This is a genomic window from Arthrobacter sp. MYb214 (genome assembly GCF_002979865.1).
Classification (GTDB): Bacteria; Actinomycetota; Actinomycetes; order Actinomycetales; family Micrococcaceae; genus Glutamicibacter.
Map to the genome: position 1 here is coordinate 12601 of NZ_PCPZ01000006.1, position 15037 is coordinate 27637.

General features: G+C 62.4%; 15 protein-coding genes. 5 read left to right on the plus strand and 10 right to left on the minus strand.

The genetic code is table 11. The features are described from left to right. Positions 1 to 19 precede the first annotated feature (19 nt). The 4 genes from CQ012_RS14115 to CQ012_RS14130 all read right to left on the minus strand — a co-directional run bounded on the left by CQ012_RS14115 (position 20) and on the right by CQ012_RS14130 (position 4456). Positions 20 to 388: a cupin domain-containing protein gene (locus CQ012_RS14115; RefSeq protein WP_105657064.1), complete on the minus strand. Its 369-nt coding sequence runs from the start codon at positions 386 to 388 to the stop codon at positions 20 to 22. Then, on the minus strand, positions 388 to 1833 hold the full coding sequence (locus CQ012_RS14120) for an NAD(P)/FAD-dependent oxidoreductase (protein ID WP_105662517.1): 1446 nt from the start codon (positions 1831 to 1833) through the stop codon (positions 388 to 390). Before CQ012_RS14120 ends, CQ012_RS14115 begins: the two co-directional genes overlap by 1 nt. A gap of 276 nt (positions 1834 to 2109) precedes the next feature. After that, the gene (locus CQ012_RS14125; RefSeq protein ID WP_105657062.1) at positions 2110 to 2550 is read right to left on the minus strand and encodes a hypothetical protein; all 441 of its coding nucleotides are present in this window, start codon (positions 2548 to 2550) and stop codon (positions 2110 to 2112) included. Further along, positions 2534 to 4456 (minus strand): primary-amine oxidase, encoded by a 1923-nt coding sequence (locus tag CQ012_RS14130; RefSeq protein WP_105657061.1) that lies wholly within the window; start codon positions 4454 to 4456, stop codon positions 2534 to 2536. The genes CQ012_RS14125 and CQ012_RS14130 overlap by 17 nt, the downstream gene beginning before the upstream one ends. Before the next feature lie 130 nt (positions 4457 to 4586). On the opposite strand from CQ012_RS14130, the gene CQ012_RS14135 reads away from it, so the two are divergent. The 4 genes from CQ012_RS14135 (at position 4587) to CQ012_RS14150 (ending at position 9190) form a co-directional block, all read left to right on the plus strand. Continuing rightward, positions 4587 to 5180, plus strand: coding sequence for a TetR/AcrR family transcriptional regulator (locus CQ012_RS14135; protein ID WP_105657060.1), 594 nt, complete (start codon positions 4587 to 4589; stop codon positions 5178 to 5180). A 104-nt stretch (positions 5181 to 5284) separates the two neighbouring features. Further along, positions 5285 to 6208 carry an AraC-like ligand-binding domain-containing protein gene (locus tag CQ012_RS14140; RefSeq protein WP_181148814.1) on the plus strand — a complete coding sequence of 308 codons (924 nt, stop codon included), beginning with the start codon at positions 5285 to 5287 and terminating at the stop codon, positions 6206 to 6208. Between the two features lie 113 nt (positions 6209 to 6321). Next, the gene (locus CQ012_RS14145; protein ID WP_105662518.1) at positions 6322 to 7752 is read left to right on the plus strand and encodes an APC family permease; all 1431 of its coding nucleotides are present in this window, start codon (positions 6322 to 6324) and stop codon (positions 7750 to 7752) included. 25 nt (positions 7753 to 7777) lie between these two features. Further along, on the plus strand, positions 7778 to 9190 hold the full coding sequence (locus tag CQ012_RS14150) for an aldehyde dehydrogenase family protein (protein WP_105657057.1): 1413 nt from the start codon (positions 7778 to 7780) through the stop codon (positions 9188 to 9190). 81 nt (positions 9191 to 9271) lie between these two features. Here the strand turns inward: CQ012_RS14150 and arr are convergent, their stop codons facing one another. Then, entirely contained in the window at positions 9272 to 9682 is a 411-nt protein-coding gene (gene arr, locus CQ012_RS14155; RefSeq protein ID WP_105662519.1) for an NAD(+)--rifampin ADP-ribosyltransferase, read from the minus strand. A gap of 102 nt (positions 9683 to 9784) precedes the next feature. Here arr and CQ012_RS14160 point away from each other — a divergent pair, with 102 nt between their 5' ends. Further along, the gene (locus CQ012_RS14160) at positions 9785 to 10600 is read left to right on the plus strand and encodes a shikimate 5-dehydrogenase (RefSeq protein ID WP_105662520.1); all 816 of its coding nucleotides are present in this window, start codon (positions 9785 to 9787) and stop codon (positions 10598 to 10600) included. Between the two features lie 23 nt (positions 10601 to 10623). On the opposite strand, the gene CQ012_RS14165 is transcribed toward CQ012_RS14160, so the two are convergent. The 5 genes from CQ012_RS14165 to CQ012_RS14185 all read right to left on the minus strand — a co-directional run bounded on the left by CQ012_RS14165 (position 10624) and on the right by CQ012_RS14185 (position 15033). Further along, positions 10624 to 11079, minus strand: a complete 456-nt coding sequence (locus CQ012_RS14165) for a hypothetical protein (protein ID WP_105662521.1) — start codon at positions 11077 to 11079, stop codon at positions 10624 to 10626. 112 nt (positions 11080 to 11191) lie between these two features. Beyond that, positions 11192 to 11740, minus strand: a complete 549-nt coding sequence (locus tag CQ012_RS14170; protein ID WP_105657053.1) for an HtaA domain-containing protein — start codon at positions 11738 to 11740, stop codon at positions 11192 to 11194. A gap of 19 nt (positions 11741 to 11759) precedes the next feature. Further along, the gene (locus tag CQ012_RS14175) at positions 11760 to 12197 is read right to left on the minus strand and encodes a hypothetical protein (RefSeq protein WP_105662522.1); all 438 of its coding nucleotides are present in this window, start codon (positions 12195 to 12197) and stop codon (positions 11760 to 11762) included. Between the two features lie 38 nt (positions 12198 to 12235). Next, positions 12236 to 13594: an FAD-binding oxidoreductase gene (locus CQ012_RS14180; protein ID WP_105657051.1), complete on the minus strand. Its 1359-nt coding sequence runs from the start codon at positions 13592 to 13594 to the stop codon at positions 12236 to 12238. Positions 13595 to 13653: 59 nt separating this feature from the next. Then, complete coding sequence (locus CQ012_RS14185) at positions 13654 to 15033, minus strand: aspartate aminotransferase family protein (RefSeq protein WP_105662523.1); 1380 nt, start codon at positions 15031 to 15033, stop codon at positions 13654 to 13656. Positions 15034 to 15037: the final 4 nt, after the last annotated feature.

The following is a 15037-nucleotide window of genomic DNA, read 5'->3' on the forward strand; positions in this document are numbered from 1 at the left end:
TGAATTCTCCTAGGGGGATTCAGAGGGTGAAATAGATCTTGCGCAGGGTTTCGGTGACGATCCAACGGGTTCTCATGCCCGCATGGAGCCGGACAACGCTGCCTGGAACCAGCACCAGTTCTTGGGCACCGAAACCTTCGGTTTCCAGAATCTGCACCGTCGCGCACCCGGCAAGCACCACGAAGTACTCGTCCGCTTCAATATCCTGCATGGCGCCGCGGGACATCTCCCAGACGCCGATTTCTGCATCCCCGAGGGTGCCCAGCTCGCGGTAGCCTGCGGTTGCGGATGCCTGACCGGCGACCACCTGCTCGTCGCCGATGGCAACATGCTTGACCTCAAGGGCATCGGCTTGGACGATGCCGGCTTGAAGTATTCTTCCAGGCATCAGGAATCGAACCCCATTCCGATCTTATCCATCAGCTTCAAGAAGGCCGAGCGCTCGCCTCGATTGCGATCGGCCTTGACCAGCTGGCTTGTCATCAGGTTCACGCCCACCCATGCGGCAGGTTCCGGCGGGAATGGGATCGGCTTGGTACGCACCAGTTCCAATTCGGTCAGCTCGGTCTTCTGGCCCGAGAGCAGATCCAGCATGACCCTTGCACCGAAACGGGTAGCGCCGACACCGAGGCCGGTGAAGCCTGCACAGTAGGCGACCTTGCCGCCGTAGGCCAGATCGAAGAAGGAGAAGAAGCGGGAGCAGGTATCAATGGCGCCACCCCACGCATGAGAGAACTTCACCTGTGAGAGGTCCGGGAAGCTGCCGAAGAAATGCGCGGCGAGCTTCTCGAAGGTCTGCTGGTTGGTGTCGTAGCTGGAGCGGACCTTGCCCCCGAAGTGGTAGACCGCGTCGTAGCCGCCGTAGAGAATGCGGAAGTTCCCTTCGGCGTCGATGGTTGGGCGGGCATAGTGGAACCGGTTGTTCAGGTCGGCCAAGCCCACCATGTTCTCCCAGCCGATGGCCGCGCGCTGCTGCGCAGTGAGCGGCTCAGTCATCAGCGCGTAGTCGTATACCGGCACAATTCGGGAGCGGTGGCGCTTGAGCAGAGACGGGAAAACATTGGTTGCCAGGGCCACATGCTTGGCGGTGATCTGCCCGTCGGCGGTCAGCACCTGGACCTGCGTGCCGGCATTGTTCATCTCCACGGCGTGGGTATGCTCGTAGAACTCGACGCCTAGCTCGCTGCAGACGCGGGCAAGTTCCCAGACCAGCTTGGCGGGGTGGACCAGCGCGGTTGAGTCATGGTCACGGGCGCCGGCCAAGAAGTCTGGCGAATTGACCAGTTGCCTTACCGCGCCGGCATCGAGGTAGTCGACACCCGGTGCCTCAGCTTCCTCGGCCACCCACGCAATCTGATGCTGTTCGGTGGCCACGCTGAGCGCGCCCTCGCGGACGAAGTCCACGTCCATTGCATAGCGGCGCACCGTCGCTTCGAACTCGTCGAGGTTCTTCCTGCCGAGCTCCGCAAGCAGCGCATTTTCCTTGGGCAGATGGTTTTCTCCGTTGGCCTCGCCATGGACCAGGGAGGCTTCGCAGAAGCCGCCATTGCGCCCGGAAGCAGCCCAGCCCAAGCGCTGGCCCTCGATCAGTACGACCCTTCGGCCGGGGTTCTGCTCCTTGGCTTGGAGCGCGGTCCACAATCCGGTGTAGCCGCCGCCGATAATCAGCAAGTCGGTGGTGAGCGAGCCATGCAGCGCCGGGTGGGGTGCGGGGCGGTGCTCATGATCCAGCCAGTAGCTGGTGCGCTTGGCGCCGGCCAATGCTCGGGAGATCAGGGTGGGCGAGGCTTCGGCTTCATGCCTGTCAAAAGTCAGGTCATTGGTGCTGTTCATTGGTTCTTTCCTCGAAGGTAGCGGGTTCGGCAGGCGCTATCGAGGCAGGGGAACGACCAGTGGTCCGTGCGGCTTTGCCGTCTGCTGGGCACCGGGGATGCCAGTTGAGTGCCAATCGGCGGCCAAGGCTATCCCTCTTCTCGGAAAGATGAATACAAATTGAATGTGATTCATTACTCATCTAAGCCTGCGCCGCTCGGGGTTGTCAAGGTCCCGAAGCCAAGCCGAAACCCGGCCTTCGAAACAGCAAAGCACTGCTTCGAAGACCGGGCCTGGTCATGCGGGAACCGCGACCGGTTTGCCGCTAGTGAATTGATGCGCCCGTCCCGGGAAATGGCGGCTGAGCCAAGCCGCGCCGAACATCAGGAGGAATTCGGCGGCCGCAACTCCCAGCATCACCGGTGCATGCTGGGCGCCGTGCGCAGCGTGGGACGCGTGATGGCCGCCAAACCACGGCATGCCGATCACCATCGCCACATGGGAGGTGCCCATGAGCGCGCTCATCACCAGCAGGCGCAGGGGAGAACCGCCGCGCAGCACGCACCAGGAGCATTTGATGCACCACAAGGTCATGGCAAGCAATGCCAGGTTCCACCACAAGGAGTGCGGCATCAGTGCCAGAACCAGCAGGTGGGTTGCGGCCAGGCCCAGCGAAGCGGCTCCCAGGGCAATGTGTCCGGCCGGCACCCTGGCCGCGTGGCTAGTCGCCGCTGCCACAGCAACCGTCTGATTCCTTGGTGGCGCAGCAGCCGTGCTGGACCGGGGCTGGAACATCAAGGACAGGGGAGCGGTCGAAGAAGCCCTCGGGACGGATGGTGAAGCCAACGGTGTCCACAGGCATCATCGGCCAGTCCTCGGTCCGCGGGAAGTGGGTCAACGCGAAGGTGTGCCACAGGCTGATCTGCTCGCCGTCGATGTTCTTGTCGTCCTCGATCCACGAGCCAATGCCGTCAACGCCCGGGTTCTGGTTCACGAAGTCACCGGTTGGATAGCGGTGGCCGTCCTCCCGCTTGGTCACCCACAGGGCCTTGGAGGCGAATTCTGCGCGACGATGGATGGAGGATCCTTCGGCGGCCAGCAGGGTCGGCAGTCCCTGGGACATCAGCTTGTAGCCCACCGGCTTGCCGAGGTAGTTCTTCGAATCCGGGTTGGTCACCACCCAAGTGCGGCCGGCGGTCGGATTGCTATCGCGTACTGCCTGCTTCTCGGTAGCCAGCACCGTGTGGCTGCGGGTGAAGGCGTTGCCCCGGGGGTTCTCCTTGCTGATGGGCAGGCGCACGGCTTCTTCTTCGATGACGCGGCTGGGTCCGCCGTCCAGGGCGAAGTCCAGCCGGGCGCCGAAGATGTGCTGGTGGAAGGGCGCGCCTAGGCCAGGCGCCATTTCCGAGGAGTAGCGCTCGTCGAGCATGGCCGAGGTGAACACGATGCCGGTGGCCTTGGCCTCGAATTCGATGGTGCCGTCCAGGTACAGGTACCAGTAGAAGCCGTAGTCGTAGTTGCCCACGGTAGTGAAGAAGCTGATCACCAGGCGGCGGTTGCGGCGCGTGTACTTCACGCCTGACCAGTCATCGGCGTGCTTGGAGAGGATCGAGGCGTCTTCCTCGTGCATGCAGATGCCGTTGGTGATCTTCTGCGCATTGCCATCGGCGTCGGTGACCACAGGGGAGATGTAGTGGATTTCGCCCAGGCAGTCGCAGCCCAGCTCCAGCGAGTTGGCCAGGCGCCCGATCAGGTACTCGCCGGTGTCGAAGTAGTTCTGCCAGCTGCGCACCGGGGAAGGGTCCCCGTAGGGGACTACCATTTCCGCGATGGACGCACGATCCAGGATGCGGCGTTCGGTGCCCCGATCGTTGAAGGCGATGTTGTAGAGCACCAGCCCTTCGCGCATGTCGAAACCGATATCCAGCGACCATTTCTCCCACTCGACGTGGTTGCCTGCGCTGACCGTGAAGCTGGCGCCCTCAGGCTGGGTGATCTCGATGGGCTTCTGGGTGGTGCGCACCGGGCCAGTGAGTTCCGGATCCGTGTAGTTGCCGTGGGTTTCGGGCACAGGGATGACTTCCAGGTCCAGCAGCTGGTCGATCTTTCCGGCGATGGTGTCAATGTAAACCACCAGTCCATCAACGGGATGGGCCCAGGCGGAGTCTTCGGCGAAATCCTGGCGGAAGGCCAGGCCGCGCAGGATGCGGCGCCCGGCTTCTTGCGGGTACTCGTCCTCGTAGACACCTGCGGAGAGCGGGGCAACGCGCACCTGTTCTGGCGTCAGATTGCGCTTGGCCAGAGCGGCCGCCCACTGCGGATCGGCAACCAGGATGGCCTCCACCATTTCGAATTCCTCCAGCAGCACGGGCATCTGCCCCACCTTGGCCGGATCCAGGTCGATTCGGGAGTGCACGGCCTGCGCGCCCAAGTCCAGGACGACGTCCTTGGGTGAGTTGGCCAGCTTGTCCATGAGCATGACGCGGACAAAACGTCCGGGGCGGTCAGCGCGTGGATCTTCCAGGCCCATGTAGGCGATGCGGGTGTTCTCGGTGAAAAGCTGGTGGCTGACCAGCAATTCCTTGGCGGTGGCAATCTCTGCTTCGCTGAGCAGGGTGAAATCCGTGGTGGTGGTGATTGGCATGGGAGTGGCTCCTTCGGCACTGAAGTGTGATCTGCGGCATTTATTATTCTCTAGTTGTAGAGAATACGGACGGGGCCAATGTGACGCAAGCCCTTGCCTGAAATAAATTGTTTTTCGCTAATCTTGAATCATGCCGAAAATCGTGGACCATGATCAGCGTCGCCGGGAGATTGTCGAAGTCACTTGGCGATTCATTGCCCGCGAAGGCATCGAGAAGCTGAATCTGCGTGACTTGGCGGCCGCAGCCGGCTATTCGAATGGCGCCTTCAAGCCCTACTTCCCGACGCGCGATTCGCTGCTGGTTGCCACGTTCCGCTACGTGGCCGAGGCTACTGACCGGCGCATCGCCCGCATGTGCCAGGGGCAAGCCGGGCTGGGTGCGCTGGAGGCGTTCTCGCGCGAAGTGCTCCCGCTTGATGAGCTGCGGCGCAATGAAGCCCGCATTGCTGTGCACTTCTGGCATCTGGCCCTCGGCGACCGTGCGCTGGCTGCGGTCAATGCGCAAACCATGGACCGGTGGCGCGAGCTCATCGACCAGTGGCTTGGGCAGCTGCTGGGTCCGGAGCATCCCGCGGCGCGTGTTGCCCGCGACTCGATGATCAATTTCCTGATGGGCGCTCAGGCCAGCAGCGTGCTCGATGAAGCTGTCAACACCGCCGAGTCGCTCGAAGCGCAGCTGCAATACCGCCTGGATGCCTTGCGCCGCCTGCACCCCCAGAGCTAGGCGGATATTCTCCGCGCGAAGAAAATAGTGACTTTTCGCCTCGCTCGGCGTACTCTCATTCGTGATGCCCGACACAGTTGATGGGCTTCAATGGGGAGGCAAGCATGTACCAACTTCAGCACGTCGATTCGTTCACCGCGTGGTCGCGGCTCATTTCCGACGCCTTCGTCAGGCTGCAAAGCGAGCAGATTTCCAGCGGCCATTTCACCGCCACGCTGGGTGCCAATATGCTCGGCGATATCGGTTTGATGCGCATACATGCCAAACCCCACGCAGTGCAACGAACCGAGAACCTCACCTCCAGCGGCGACGGGGATTTCTACAAGGTCTCCTACCAGCTCGATGGCTACGGGCTGCTGATCCAAGACGGTCGCGAGACCCTGCTGGCCCCAGGGGACCTGGCGATCTATGACACGCAGCGCCCCTACACCCTGGCCTTTGAAAAGCCGGCGTCGGTGCTCGTCGCATTGGTTCCCCATGGTCTTTTCCGCCTGTCCCAGCAACAGGTCGGCCAGCTCACCGCCGTCGCCCTGAGGCAAACCCACCCGCTATCGGGAACCGTCGCCCCGCTGCTGCGCCATCTTGGCGCCAATCTGTCCCAATGGGATGAATTCGGCGGCTACCAGCTGGCGCGCAATACCGTGGACCTGCTGGCAACTGCCCTGGGCGGGGCGCTTGGCGCCGAGTGCCATGGCGATGCCAAGGAGCGGCAGCGCGAATTGGCCACCAGCTACATCGGCGCACACCTGGATGATCCCGACCTGGGACCTGCACGCATCGCTGCCGCCCACTTCATGTCCGTGCGCAGCCTGCACGCGCTTTTCGAGAACCAGCCGCTCAGTGTTGCCGCATTGATCCGCCATCTGCGGATGCACGAAGCCGCGCGCCTGCTGCGCGACCCGCTGCTGGCCGAACTGCCCGTCCAAGCCATCGGGTCCCGGGTCGGGATTGCCGATGCGGCCGGATTCAGCCGCATGTTCTCCAAGGAATTCGGTTCCACCCCGGGCAAATACCGCTGCGCCGGCTGAGGCGCAGGACACTCTTGTGCACGCGGAGCCAATGGTCCTGCACTCAATGCCAAGGACAAGCCCGAGCACTTGGGCGATGCTGATATCCAAGCACTCGGCAAATGGGGGATCGAATGGGACTCGAACAACGCACACTGACGGTGCCGGCTCTGGTCGTGATGATCATTGCCGCCAGCGCACCGCTAACCGCCGTGGCTGGCGGCGTGACTACCAACTACGCGGTGACCGGCATGGAATCCGTGCCGTTGTCCTTCCTCATGGTCGGTGCCATCCTGCTGGTTTTCAGCATCGGCTACACCGCGATGAGCCGCTACATCCCGAACGCCGGCGCCTTCTACGCCTACATTGCCCAGGGGCTGGGACGGGCATTGGGCGTGGGAGCGGCAATGGTCGCCCTGGTCAGCTACAACCTCATGCAGATCGGCATCTACGGCATGTTCGGATTCGCCGCGGCATCCTTTGCCAATGCCTCCTTCGGCACCGCCATCCCATGGTGGGCCATGGCCCTGGCCGCGTGGGCAGTTGTCGGCTTCCTGGGCATGAACCGGGTCGACTTCTCCGTCAAGATCCTGGGCATCGTCGTGGCCGCAGAATTCCTCGTGGTCATCGTCTACAACATCATGGCCTTCGTGCTGGCTCCCGAAGCGCCGCAGCCGGCCGCATCCTTCAACATGGCTGACGCCATCGCACCGGGCATGGGCGCCGTCATGGCCTTCACCATCGCCGCTTTCATGGGCTTCGAATCCGGAACCATCTACAACGAAGAGGTCAAGGATCCAGCACGCACCGCCCGGCGTGCCACGATGATCGCGGTCGTCATCATCGCCTGCTTCTACGCGTTTTCGGCCTTCGCCGTAGCTGTCGGCGAAGGCGCCTCGAACGTCATCGGCGCTTCGGCACAATTCGGCCCCGACCTGATTTTCGCGTTCTTCGGCGCCAACGCGCCAGCCTGGTTCGTCGATCTGGCCAACATCCTGTTCATCACCAGCCTGTTCGCCGCGCTGCTGGCCTTCCACAACGTCATTGCCCGCTACTTCTACTCCATGGGCCGCGGCGGGGCGCTGCCGAAGTTCCTTGCCGCGACTTCGCGCACCACCCACGCCCCCGTTGCAGGCTCGCTGGCGCAGTCCACCCTCGGACTGGCGGTTATCGCCGTCTTCGCGGTGATCTCGCATGGCAAGGATCCGATGTATGTCGTGTTCACGATGTTCACCTGGATGACCAACTCGGCGGCCTACGGGCTGGTGCTGCTCATGGCACTGACCTCTTTTGCCGTCATCGGATACTTCAAGGCGAACCGCAGCGGAGAATCCCTGATAACCCGGATGATCGCTCCGCTGGTCTCGGGCATCGCCCTGGTCTATGTCTTCGCCCAAATCGTCATCAACTTCGAAATCTTGCTTGGCATGGCAGAACCGGGAATGCTCGGTTATGTGCTGCAAGGCATCGTGATCCTGCCTGGCCTCATCGCATGGGTGCTGGCACTGGTCATCCGCTCGTCCAAACGGCGTGCACCGATGGCCGAAGAACTTCCCGTCACCTAACAACTCAGTACCAAGGAGCTCAAAGATGGCTTACGCAAACGCCCAAGAACTGCTGGATGCGATCCAGCCAGCAACCGGTGGCACCGAAATCCTGGACCCGGCAACCGGTGAACTGGTTGGCCGTGTTGCCGAGCAGAGTGCCGCCGATCTCGACGCGGCCGTTGCCGCCGCAAAGTCCGCCCAGCCGGCCTGGGATGCCTTGGGCCACGACGAGCGCAAGCGCGTGCTTAATGCGGCCGCGGACAATATCGAAGCCAATGCGGAAGCGCTCGCCGAGCTGCTCTCCCGTGAGCAGGGCAAGCCGCTGAACGGGCCGAATGCGCGCTTCGAGGTCGGGGGAGCAGCCGCCTGGCTGCGCGCCGCCACCGCTTACGAAATCGAGCCGGAAGTGGTCGTGGACGACGGCGAAACCTATGCAGCCAAGCACTTCCGCGCACTGGGCGTAGTGGGCGCCATCGGCCCGTGGAACTGGCCCATGATGATCTCCATCTGGCAGCTGGCCCCGAGCTTGCGCATGGGCAACACCGTGGTGATGAAGCCCAGCGAATACACTCCGCTCTCGGTCCTGGCCCTGGTCCACGTGCTCAACGAAGTGCTGCCAGCAGACGTGCTGAAGATCGTGGCTGGCGGACGCGAGGTCGGCGAGAGGCTCTCGGGCCATCCGGATATCGCCAAGATCATGTTCACCGGCTCCACCCGCACCGGCAAGGCCATCATCCGCTCCTCGGCCGATACCGTGAAGCGCCTGACCATGGAATTGGGCGGCAACGACGCCGGCATCGTGCTCGAAGACGCCGATCCGCAGGCCATCGCCGAAGACCTGTTCTGGGGTGCCTTCATCAACACCGGCCAGACCTGTGCCGCGCTCAAGCGCCTGTACGTGCCCGAATCGATCTACGACGCGGTGTGCGATGCACTGGCCGGCGTCGCCGCGCAGATGCCCATGGGTGTCGGCCTCGACGAGAACAACGTGCTCGGCCCGCTGCAGAACAAGGCCCAGTACGACATCGTCGCTTCCCTGGTCAAGGATGCCGTGGATTCCGGTGCCAAGGTGCTGCTCGGTGCCAACCCCGATGAAAACGCGGCCGGCTACTTCTACCCGACCACGCTCATTGCCGACATCGACCCGGGCAACCCGCTGGTGGTCGAGGAGCAATTCGGCCCGGCCCTGCCGATCATCAAGGTCAAGGACACGGCCGAAGCGGTCAAGCACGCCAATGCCCTGGAAGTCGGGCTCGGAGCCTCGGTATGGAGCAGCAACCGCGAGAAGGCACTGGAAGTCGCGGCGCAGATCCAGGCAGGCACCGTGTGGATCAACTCGCACGGCACCATCGACCCGCGCATTCCATTTGGCGGCGCCAAGCAGTCCGGTTACGGCCTGGAATTCGGTATTGACGGCTTGAAGTCCCTGGCCCAGCCACAGATCATCAAGGGCTGACGGAGACTGCGTTCTCCAGCATTCCCCGGCGGTGCCCGGTGCCTATCCAGGCATCGGGCACCGCCTATTTGCGTGCGAAGGCTAGTTGATGATCTCGGCAGTGGGGTCATCGGCGATCCTTGCGATGCGTACACGCCAGCTTTGCAAGGCTTCGGGCGACAGCCGGGTCCAATCGTGGACTTCACGGATCACCCGTACGGGGTGCGCACTGCGGTAGGAGCGCGTGGGGTTGCCCGGGAATTTCTTGTCGGTGACATTCGGGTCATTTTCATACGCCCCGGTCGGTTCCACTTCATAGACATGGGCGGTCCCCTCCAGGGCCGCAATTTCGGCGGCCAACCCCGCGCCATCGGCAAGTGCGGTGAAGTAGATGTGGTTCATGATGATTTCGGGACGATAGTTCGAGGGAAAACCGGGGGACAGCAGATCCCCGGGGTGCAGCGCGGCTTTGGTGCCGTGGAAGAACGGGCCGTCATCAAGTTCGTTGCTCATAGGCCAAGACGATAGTCGCCATTGCCGGTTCATGAAAGGATCGGCCGCGTATCGCCACGTATATTGGGAAGTGAACCGACGACAGTATTTGGAGAGTAACGCGTGCCTATTTTGAACAAGGACATGACCCTATGCATTTCGTTATCTGGTCGACCATCTAATATCGGCACCCGGTTCCATAATTACCTGTATGAAGAACTCGGGCTGAACTTCATCTACAAGGCCTTCTCGACCGAAGACCTCGCTGGTGCCATCGCTGGTGTCCGGGCCTTGGGCATTCGTGGCTGTTCGGTATCCATGCCGTTCAAGGAAGACGTGATGAACATGGTCGATGAGATTGAGCCTTCGGCCAAGGCAATCGACTCGGTGAACACCATCGTGAATACCAACGGGCGACTGGTTGCTTCAAATACCGACTTCGAGGCGATCGCGACGCTCATCGAACGCCACCAGCTGGATCCTGAAAGTTCCGTGCTTGTCCGAGGCTCCGGAGGAATGGCCAAGGCCGTCGTGGCCGCCTTCCGCGAAGCCGGATTCAACGACCTGACGGTGCTGGCACGTAACGAAGTTTCCGGCCAAGCCTTAGCTGACAAATACGGTTACCGATTTACCAGTGCTGACCCGGCTCCAGGACACGAGATTCTTGTGAACGTAACGCCGCTGGGCATGGACGGAGCCCAGTCTGAGGAGCACGCATTTAGCACCCAGCAGATTGAAGCCGCACGAACCGTCTTCGACGTGGTGGCTTTCCCAAGTGAAACACCATTGATCCGCGCAACACGAACTGCTGGCAAGCAGGTGATTACCGGGGCAGAAGTCATCGCCCTGCAGGCCGCGGCGCAGTTTCAGAAGTACACCGGCCAGGCACTAAGTGAAGAGCAGGTATTGCGTGCCTCAGAATTCTCCCGGGAATCCTGAAGCCCCGAATATCAGTACGCGCCCTAGTTGGCGGTACTCACTTGGCTTATGATGTTCTTTCCACGAAAAAATACCATCAGCAGGACGAAGAACGCGATCGGCAAGAGCACGATCAATCCCATGGATAGCAACTGGAAGAATTGTGTGTTCAATGCAATTCCATTCGTGATCGGTACACCGTTCTCGGGCATGTAGTCGGCGTACCTTGCAGGCCTGGATGTCGCCCACAAGATAAAGAACCGGAAGATGAATGCACCTGCCGCGGTGATGGCGAGCGAGGGAAGCAGAAGTGACTGGTTGTCGGCACTTGTGCGCCTTATTTGGCATATACGGGCGAAGACCGATATTAGTGCCGAAGCGCCTAGACCCAGCGTGAGGATCTGCAATAACCACGAATGAGCCATGACGAAAGACAAAGCCATCATCGCAATGCTCAGCGCAGTCAGGATTCTGATCTTCGACAGGAAAGTTCTAGACATGATCCGAACCTACCTTGTTAAAGGAAGAAAACCAGCCCCGGCAACTGAACACGGGTGATAGGTATGCCAAGGGCCCGGCACTTTCGTGCCGGGCCCTGTTGCTGGTGAGCTGCTAACCGCGCAGCACGACCTCGACTTCTTCCATCTGCTGGCCGGCAGGGTACTGGCCGTTGAACAGTTTCGAACCTGCCTCGGTGAGCACCGCCGAGAAGCGGGTCTTGACCAGGCCGAAAGCGTTCGAAACGCTGGTTTCGGTGAGCTCGGCAATGGCAACGCGTTCGCCGGCTTCGTCGATCGTGAGGCTGATGTTCTCGTCATGGTTCACGATGCGCGGTTCAAAGAGATCCAGCTTCATCATGCCGCCGTGCCCGGAGAAGGACACACGCCCGTTGAACCAGATTTCGTTTTCCGGTACCTCTGCAGCGGGGGAGACGGGGAACGCCAACGCGTTGCCTGCCTGCCATACCCCGTTGGCAGCTTCAATGCGTCCGTCGGCGAGGGAAGAAATATAGCTCACGAACGAGGTTTTCAGACCCCATTCAAGATGCGGCTGGAACGGATCGCCTGCTGGCGCACCACTTCCGGTCATTGTCTTTTCCCTCCACAGGATATCGGCGTGAAAATATGCTGTGGCCAGTATTTCATACTGGAGTTGGATCATGGCGACAGTTCTCTGCCAGCTAATCCAGCGTCATCTTCGGTTCAACTAGTGGACGGTAGGCAGACTGCATTGAGATCTGGGCATCCACGTAGCTGGTGCCATCGGCAAAGGCGATATCTGCTGTTGCCCACGACCCGTTCCAGTACTTGATCTCCAACTCGGTCGGCGAATATTCCTTCTGGACGTTCGCCACGAGGTTGCTCATCGCGGTGTTGTAGCCGGTGATGCCCATGACCAGGCAGATGGCCGTTGCCACCACAGCAATACCGGCAGAAATGAACTCGGTGCGGATGGATGCGCGTCGCGCATAAGTCTGCTCCCCGTCACGCAGGCGCGTGAAGCCCTTGCGTCGGATCAGGGCGTGGATGATCAAGGGCAACCCGATCAGCAAGAAGATCACAGAAGCCGCCAGCGACACGAGAGGAAGGCTGAAGTCCACCGGTAGATACTCATCCATGTATTTACCCTACCCATGTCAGCGGATGACTTCTAGGGTTAAATCGCCTTGCCCGGGTTCAAGATGCCCTGTGGATCGAACACCGCGCGCACCCGTCGCTGCAGCGCAAGCGAGGTTTCGCCCAGCTCTTGGGCCAGCCAATCCTGCTTGAGCAAACCGATGCCGTGCTCGCCGGTGAGCGTGCCGCCCAGGGACTTGGCGAGGTGGAACATGTCTCCCAGCGCGGCCTTCGGTGCGCCGCTGGTGATGGATTGGCCTTCAGGCACCACGATGATCGGATGCAGGTTGCCATCGGCGGCATGGGCGATAGTGAAGATCGATACTCCGCGTTCATCCTCGATGCGCTGCAGGCCGGCGAAGGCTTCGGCCAAGCGATTGCGCGGCACGCCGATATCGCAGATCGAGGCCGTGCCCAGCAGCTCCATGCTCGGGATCGCCTGGCGCCGGGCTTCGATCAGCGCCTGTGCTTGCTCCTGGTCCGTGGCGATCTCGATGTGCGCGGCCAGCGGGGCGATCGCATCCTGCAAGGCCTGCATTTCCAGCTGCGCGCCGTAGCCGTCGGTCTGCGCGAGCAGCAACGCGCCGCCGCGCGCTTCGTGATCCGTTCCGAGCGCCGCATCCACTGCCTTCAGGGTCTTGCCGCACATCAGCTCCAGCACCGAGGGGGCCAGCCGTTCGGCGATCACCGCCGAGGCGGCCTTTGCCGCGGTATCCTCATCGGGGAAGTAGGCGACTAAGGTGGAGGTGTGCTTGGGCTTCGGGCGCAGGCGCAGCAGTGCTTCAACCACAATGCCCAAGGTGCCTTCCGAACCGATCATCAGCGCATTCATGTCATAGCCGGCCACGCCCTTGATGGTCCGCCGCCCGGTACGCAGCAGCTGCCCGTCGGGCAGCACCACCAGCAAGCTGAGCACCGACTCGCGGGTCACCCCGTACTTGGCGCACCACATGCCGCCGGCATTCGTCGCAATATTGCCGCCGATCGAGCAGATCGCGGTACTGGCAGGATCCGGGGCGTAGAACAGCCCGTGCTCGCCGGCGGCCTGGTTCACCGCCGCATTGAGCACGCCGGGCTGCACCACCGCGGTGGCTTCCACCGGATCGATTTCCAGGAGCTTGTCCATCCGGGACAAGTCGAGCACGATCTGCCCGGCCTCGGCGCTGGCCCCTGCCGCCAGCCCGGTGCCGGCCCCGCGCGGGACGATCGTGGCGCCATGCTTGTGGGCCAACTGCATCGCCAGCACCACATCATCGATGTCCTGCGCGAAGATCACCCCGTCGGCAAAGGTCGGGGGCACATAGCCGGAGCGGTCCACGCTGGCCTGCTTGCGGTCCTGCTCATCGAGCGAGGCCCGGGGATGGGCGCATAGCACTGGACTGGTCGCCACGGTAGTCATCTCGATCTCCTTTGAATGCAGAACTGGCAGGACAGCTGAGCTGTCCTGCCAGATCGGGGCTATTGAACGAACGTGTCGGCGACGGCCAAGGCCTGCTCGAGGCGATCCAGCGCCTGAATGAGCACCTCATCCTCGATGTTCATCGCCGGCACCACATGCAGCCGGTTGAAGTTCGCGAAGGGCAGCAGCCCTGCGGCCTTCGCGGCGGCAACCACCTGGTTCATCTCCGGGCTGCTGCCTCCATAGGCGGCCAGCGGCTCGCGGGTTTCCCGGTTCTTCACCAGCTCGATCGCCCAGAACACGCCGGTTCCGCGCACCTCGCCCACGCTCGGGTGCTCGGCCGCGAACTGCGCCAGGCGCGGCCCGATGATTTCCTCGCCCAAGCGCTGGGCGTTCTCCACCATGGCCTCGTCCTCCATCGCGGTGATGGTGGCTACCGCCGCCGCGCAGGCCAGCGGGTGGCCCGAATAGGTCAACCCGCCCGGGTAGACCCGCTCGCGGAAGGTCTCGAAGATTTCCGGGCTGATCGCCACCCCGCCCAGCGGCACATAGCCGGAGTTCACGCCCTTGGCAAAGGTCAGCAGGTCCGGCACCACGCCGGCATGGTCCACCGCGAACCACTTCCCGCTGCGCCCGAAGCCGGCCATCACCTCATCGGCGATGTACACGATGCCGTGCTTCTTAGTCAGTTCGCGCACGCCCTGCAGATACCCCGGGGGCGGCAGGTAGATGCCGGCGGTACCCGGAATGCTCTCCAGGATGATCGCGGCAAGGGTGCCGGGGCCTTCGAGCAGGATCGTGTCTTCCAGGTGCTTGAGCGCCCGCTGCGTTTCCTCTTCGGGGGTGCTCGAATTGAAGTAGGAGCGGTACGGGTAGGCCGGGAAGAAGCGCACCACCCCATCGGTTCCGTGGTCCGAGGCGAAGCGCCGCGGATCCCCGGTGAGGTTCACCGCCAGGTGGGTGCCGCCGTGGTAGGAGCGGTACGCGGAGAGCACCTTGTGCTTGCCGGTATGCAGCCGCGCCATGCGCACCGCATGCTCCACTGCATCGGCACCGCCATTGGTGAAGAAGATCTTGTCCAGCTGCCCGGGGGTGTGCTTGGCGATCAGCCGGGCCGCCTCAGAGCGCGCATCATTCACATGCTGCGGGGCGATGGTGGCCAGCTTGCCGGCCTGCTCCTGGATCGCGGCGATCACCTTCGGGTGCTGGTGCCCGATGTTCGTGTTCACCAGCTGGCTGGAGAGGTCGATCAGCGCGTTGCCCTCGCCGTCCCATACCCAGGAGCCTTCGGCCTTCAGGATGGTCATCGGGGCGAACGGCCCCTGGGCCTGCCAGGAGTGGAAGACGTGCTTGCGGTCCAGCTCGTAGGCGTGCTGGCCAGCGGCGATATCCGCTGCGGAAACGCCCTGCGTCAGTGGCTGTGCCAGTGGTTCAGTCATGGGT

What these genes read in the sequence shown, in the direction of transcription:
- CQ012_RS14115 (WP_105657064.1), bottom strand. Translation starts at nt 388, where the DNA reads ATGCCTGGAAGAATACTTCAAGCCGGCATCGTCCAAGCCGATGCCCTT.
- CQ012_RS14120 (WP_105662517.1), bottom strand. Translation starts at nt 1,833, where the DNA reads ATGAACAGCACCAATGACCTGACTTTTGACAGGCATGAAGCCGAAGCC.
- CQ012_RS14130 (WP_105657061.1), bottom strand. Translation starts at nt 4,456, where the DNA reads ATGCCAATCACCACCACCACGGATTTCACCCTGCTCAGCGAAGCAGAG.
- CQ012_RS14135 (WP_105657060.1), top strand. Translation starts at nt 4,587, where the DNA reads ATGCCGAAAATCGTGGACCATGATCAGCGTCGCCGGGAGATTGTCGAA.
- CQ012_RS14140 (WP_181148814.1), top strand. Translation starts at nt 5,285, where the DNA reads ATGTACCAACTTCAGCACGTCGATTCGTTCACCGCGTGGTCGCGGCTC.
- CQ012_RS14145 (WP_105662518.1), top strand. Translation starts at nt 6,322, where the DNA reads ATGGGACTCGAACAACGCACACTGACGGTGCCGGCTCTGGTCGTGATG.
- CQ012_RS14150 (WP_105657057.1), top strand. Translation starts at nt 7,778, where the DNA reads ATGGCTTACGCAAACGCCCAAGAACTGCTGGATGCGATCCAGCCAGCA.
- arr (WP_105662519.1), bottom strand. Translation starts at nt 9,682, where the DNA reads ATGAGCAACGAACTTGATGACGGCCCGTTCTTCCACGGCACCAAAGCC.
- CQ012_RS14165 (WP_105662521.1), bottom strand. Translation starts at nt 11,079, where the DNA reads ATGTCTAGAACTTTCCTGTCGAAGATCAGAATCCTGACTGCGCTGAGC.
- CQ012_RS14170 (WP_105657053.1), bottom strand. Translation starts at nt 11,740, where the DNA reads ATGATCCAACTCCAGTATGAAATACTGGCCACAGCATATTTTCACGCC.
- CQ012_RS14175 (WP_105662522.1), bottom strand. Translation starts at nt 12,197, where the DNA reads ATGGATGAGTATCTACCGGTGGACTTCAGCCTTCCTCTCGTGTCGCTG.
- CQ012_RS14180 (WP_105657051.1), bottom strand. Translation starts at nt 13,594, where the DNA reads ATGACTACCGTGGCGACCAGTCCAGTGCTATGCGCCCATCCCCGGGCC.
- CQ012_RS14185 (WP_105662523.1), bottom strand. Translation starts at nt 15,033, where the DNA reads ATGACTGAACCACTGGCACAGCCACTGACGCAGGGCGTTTCCGCAGCG.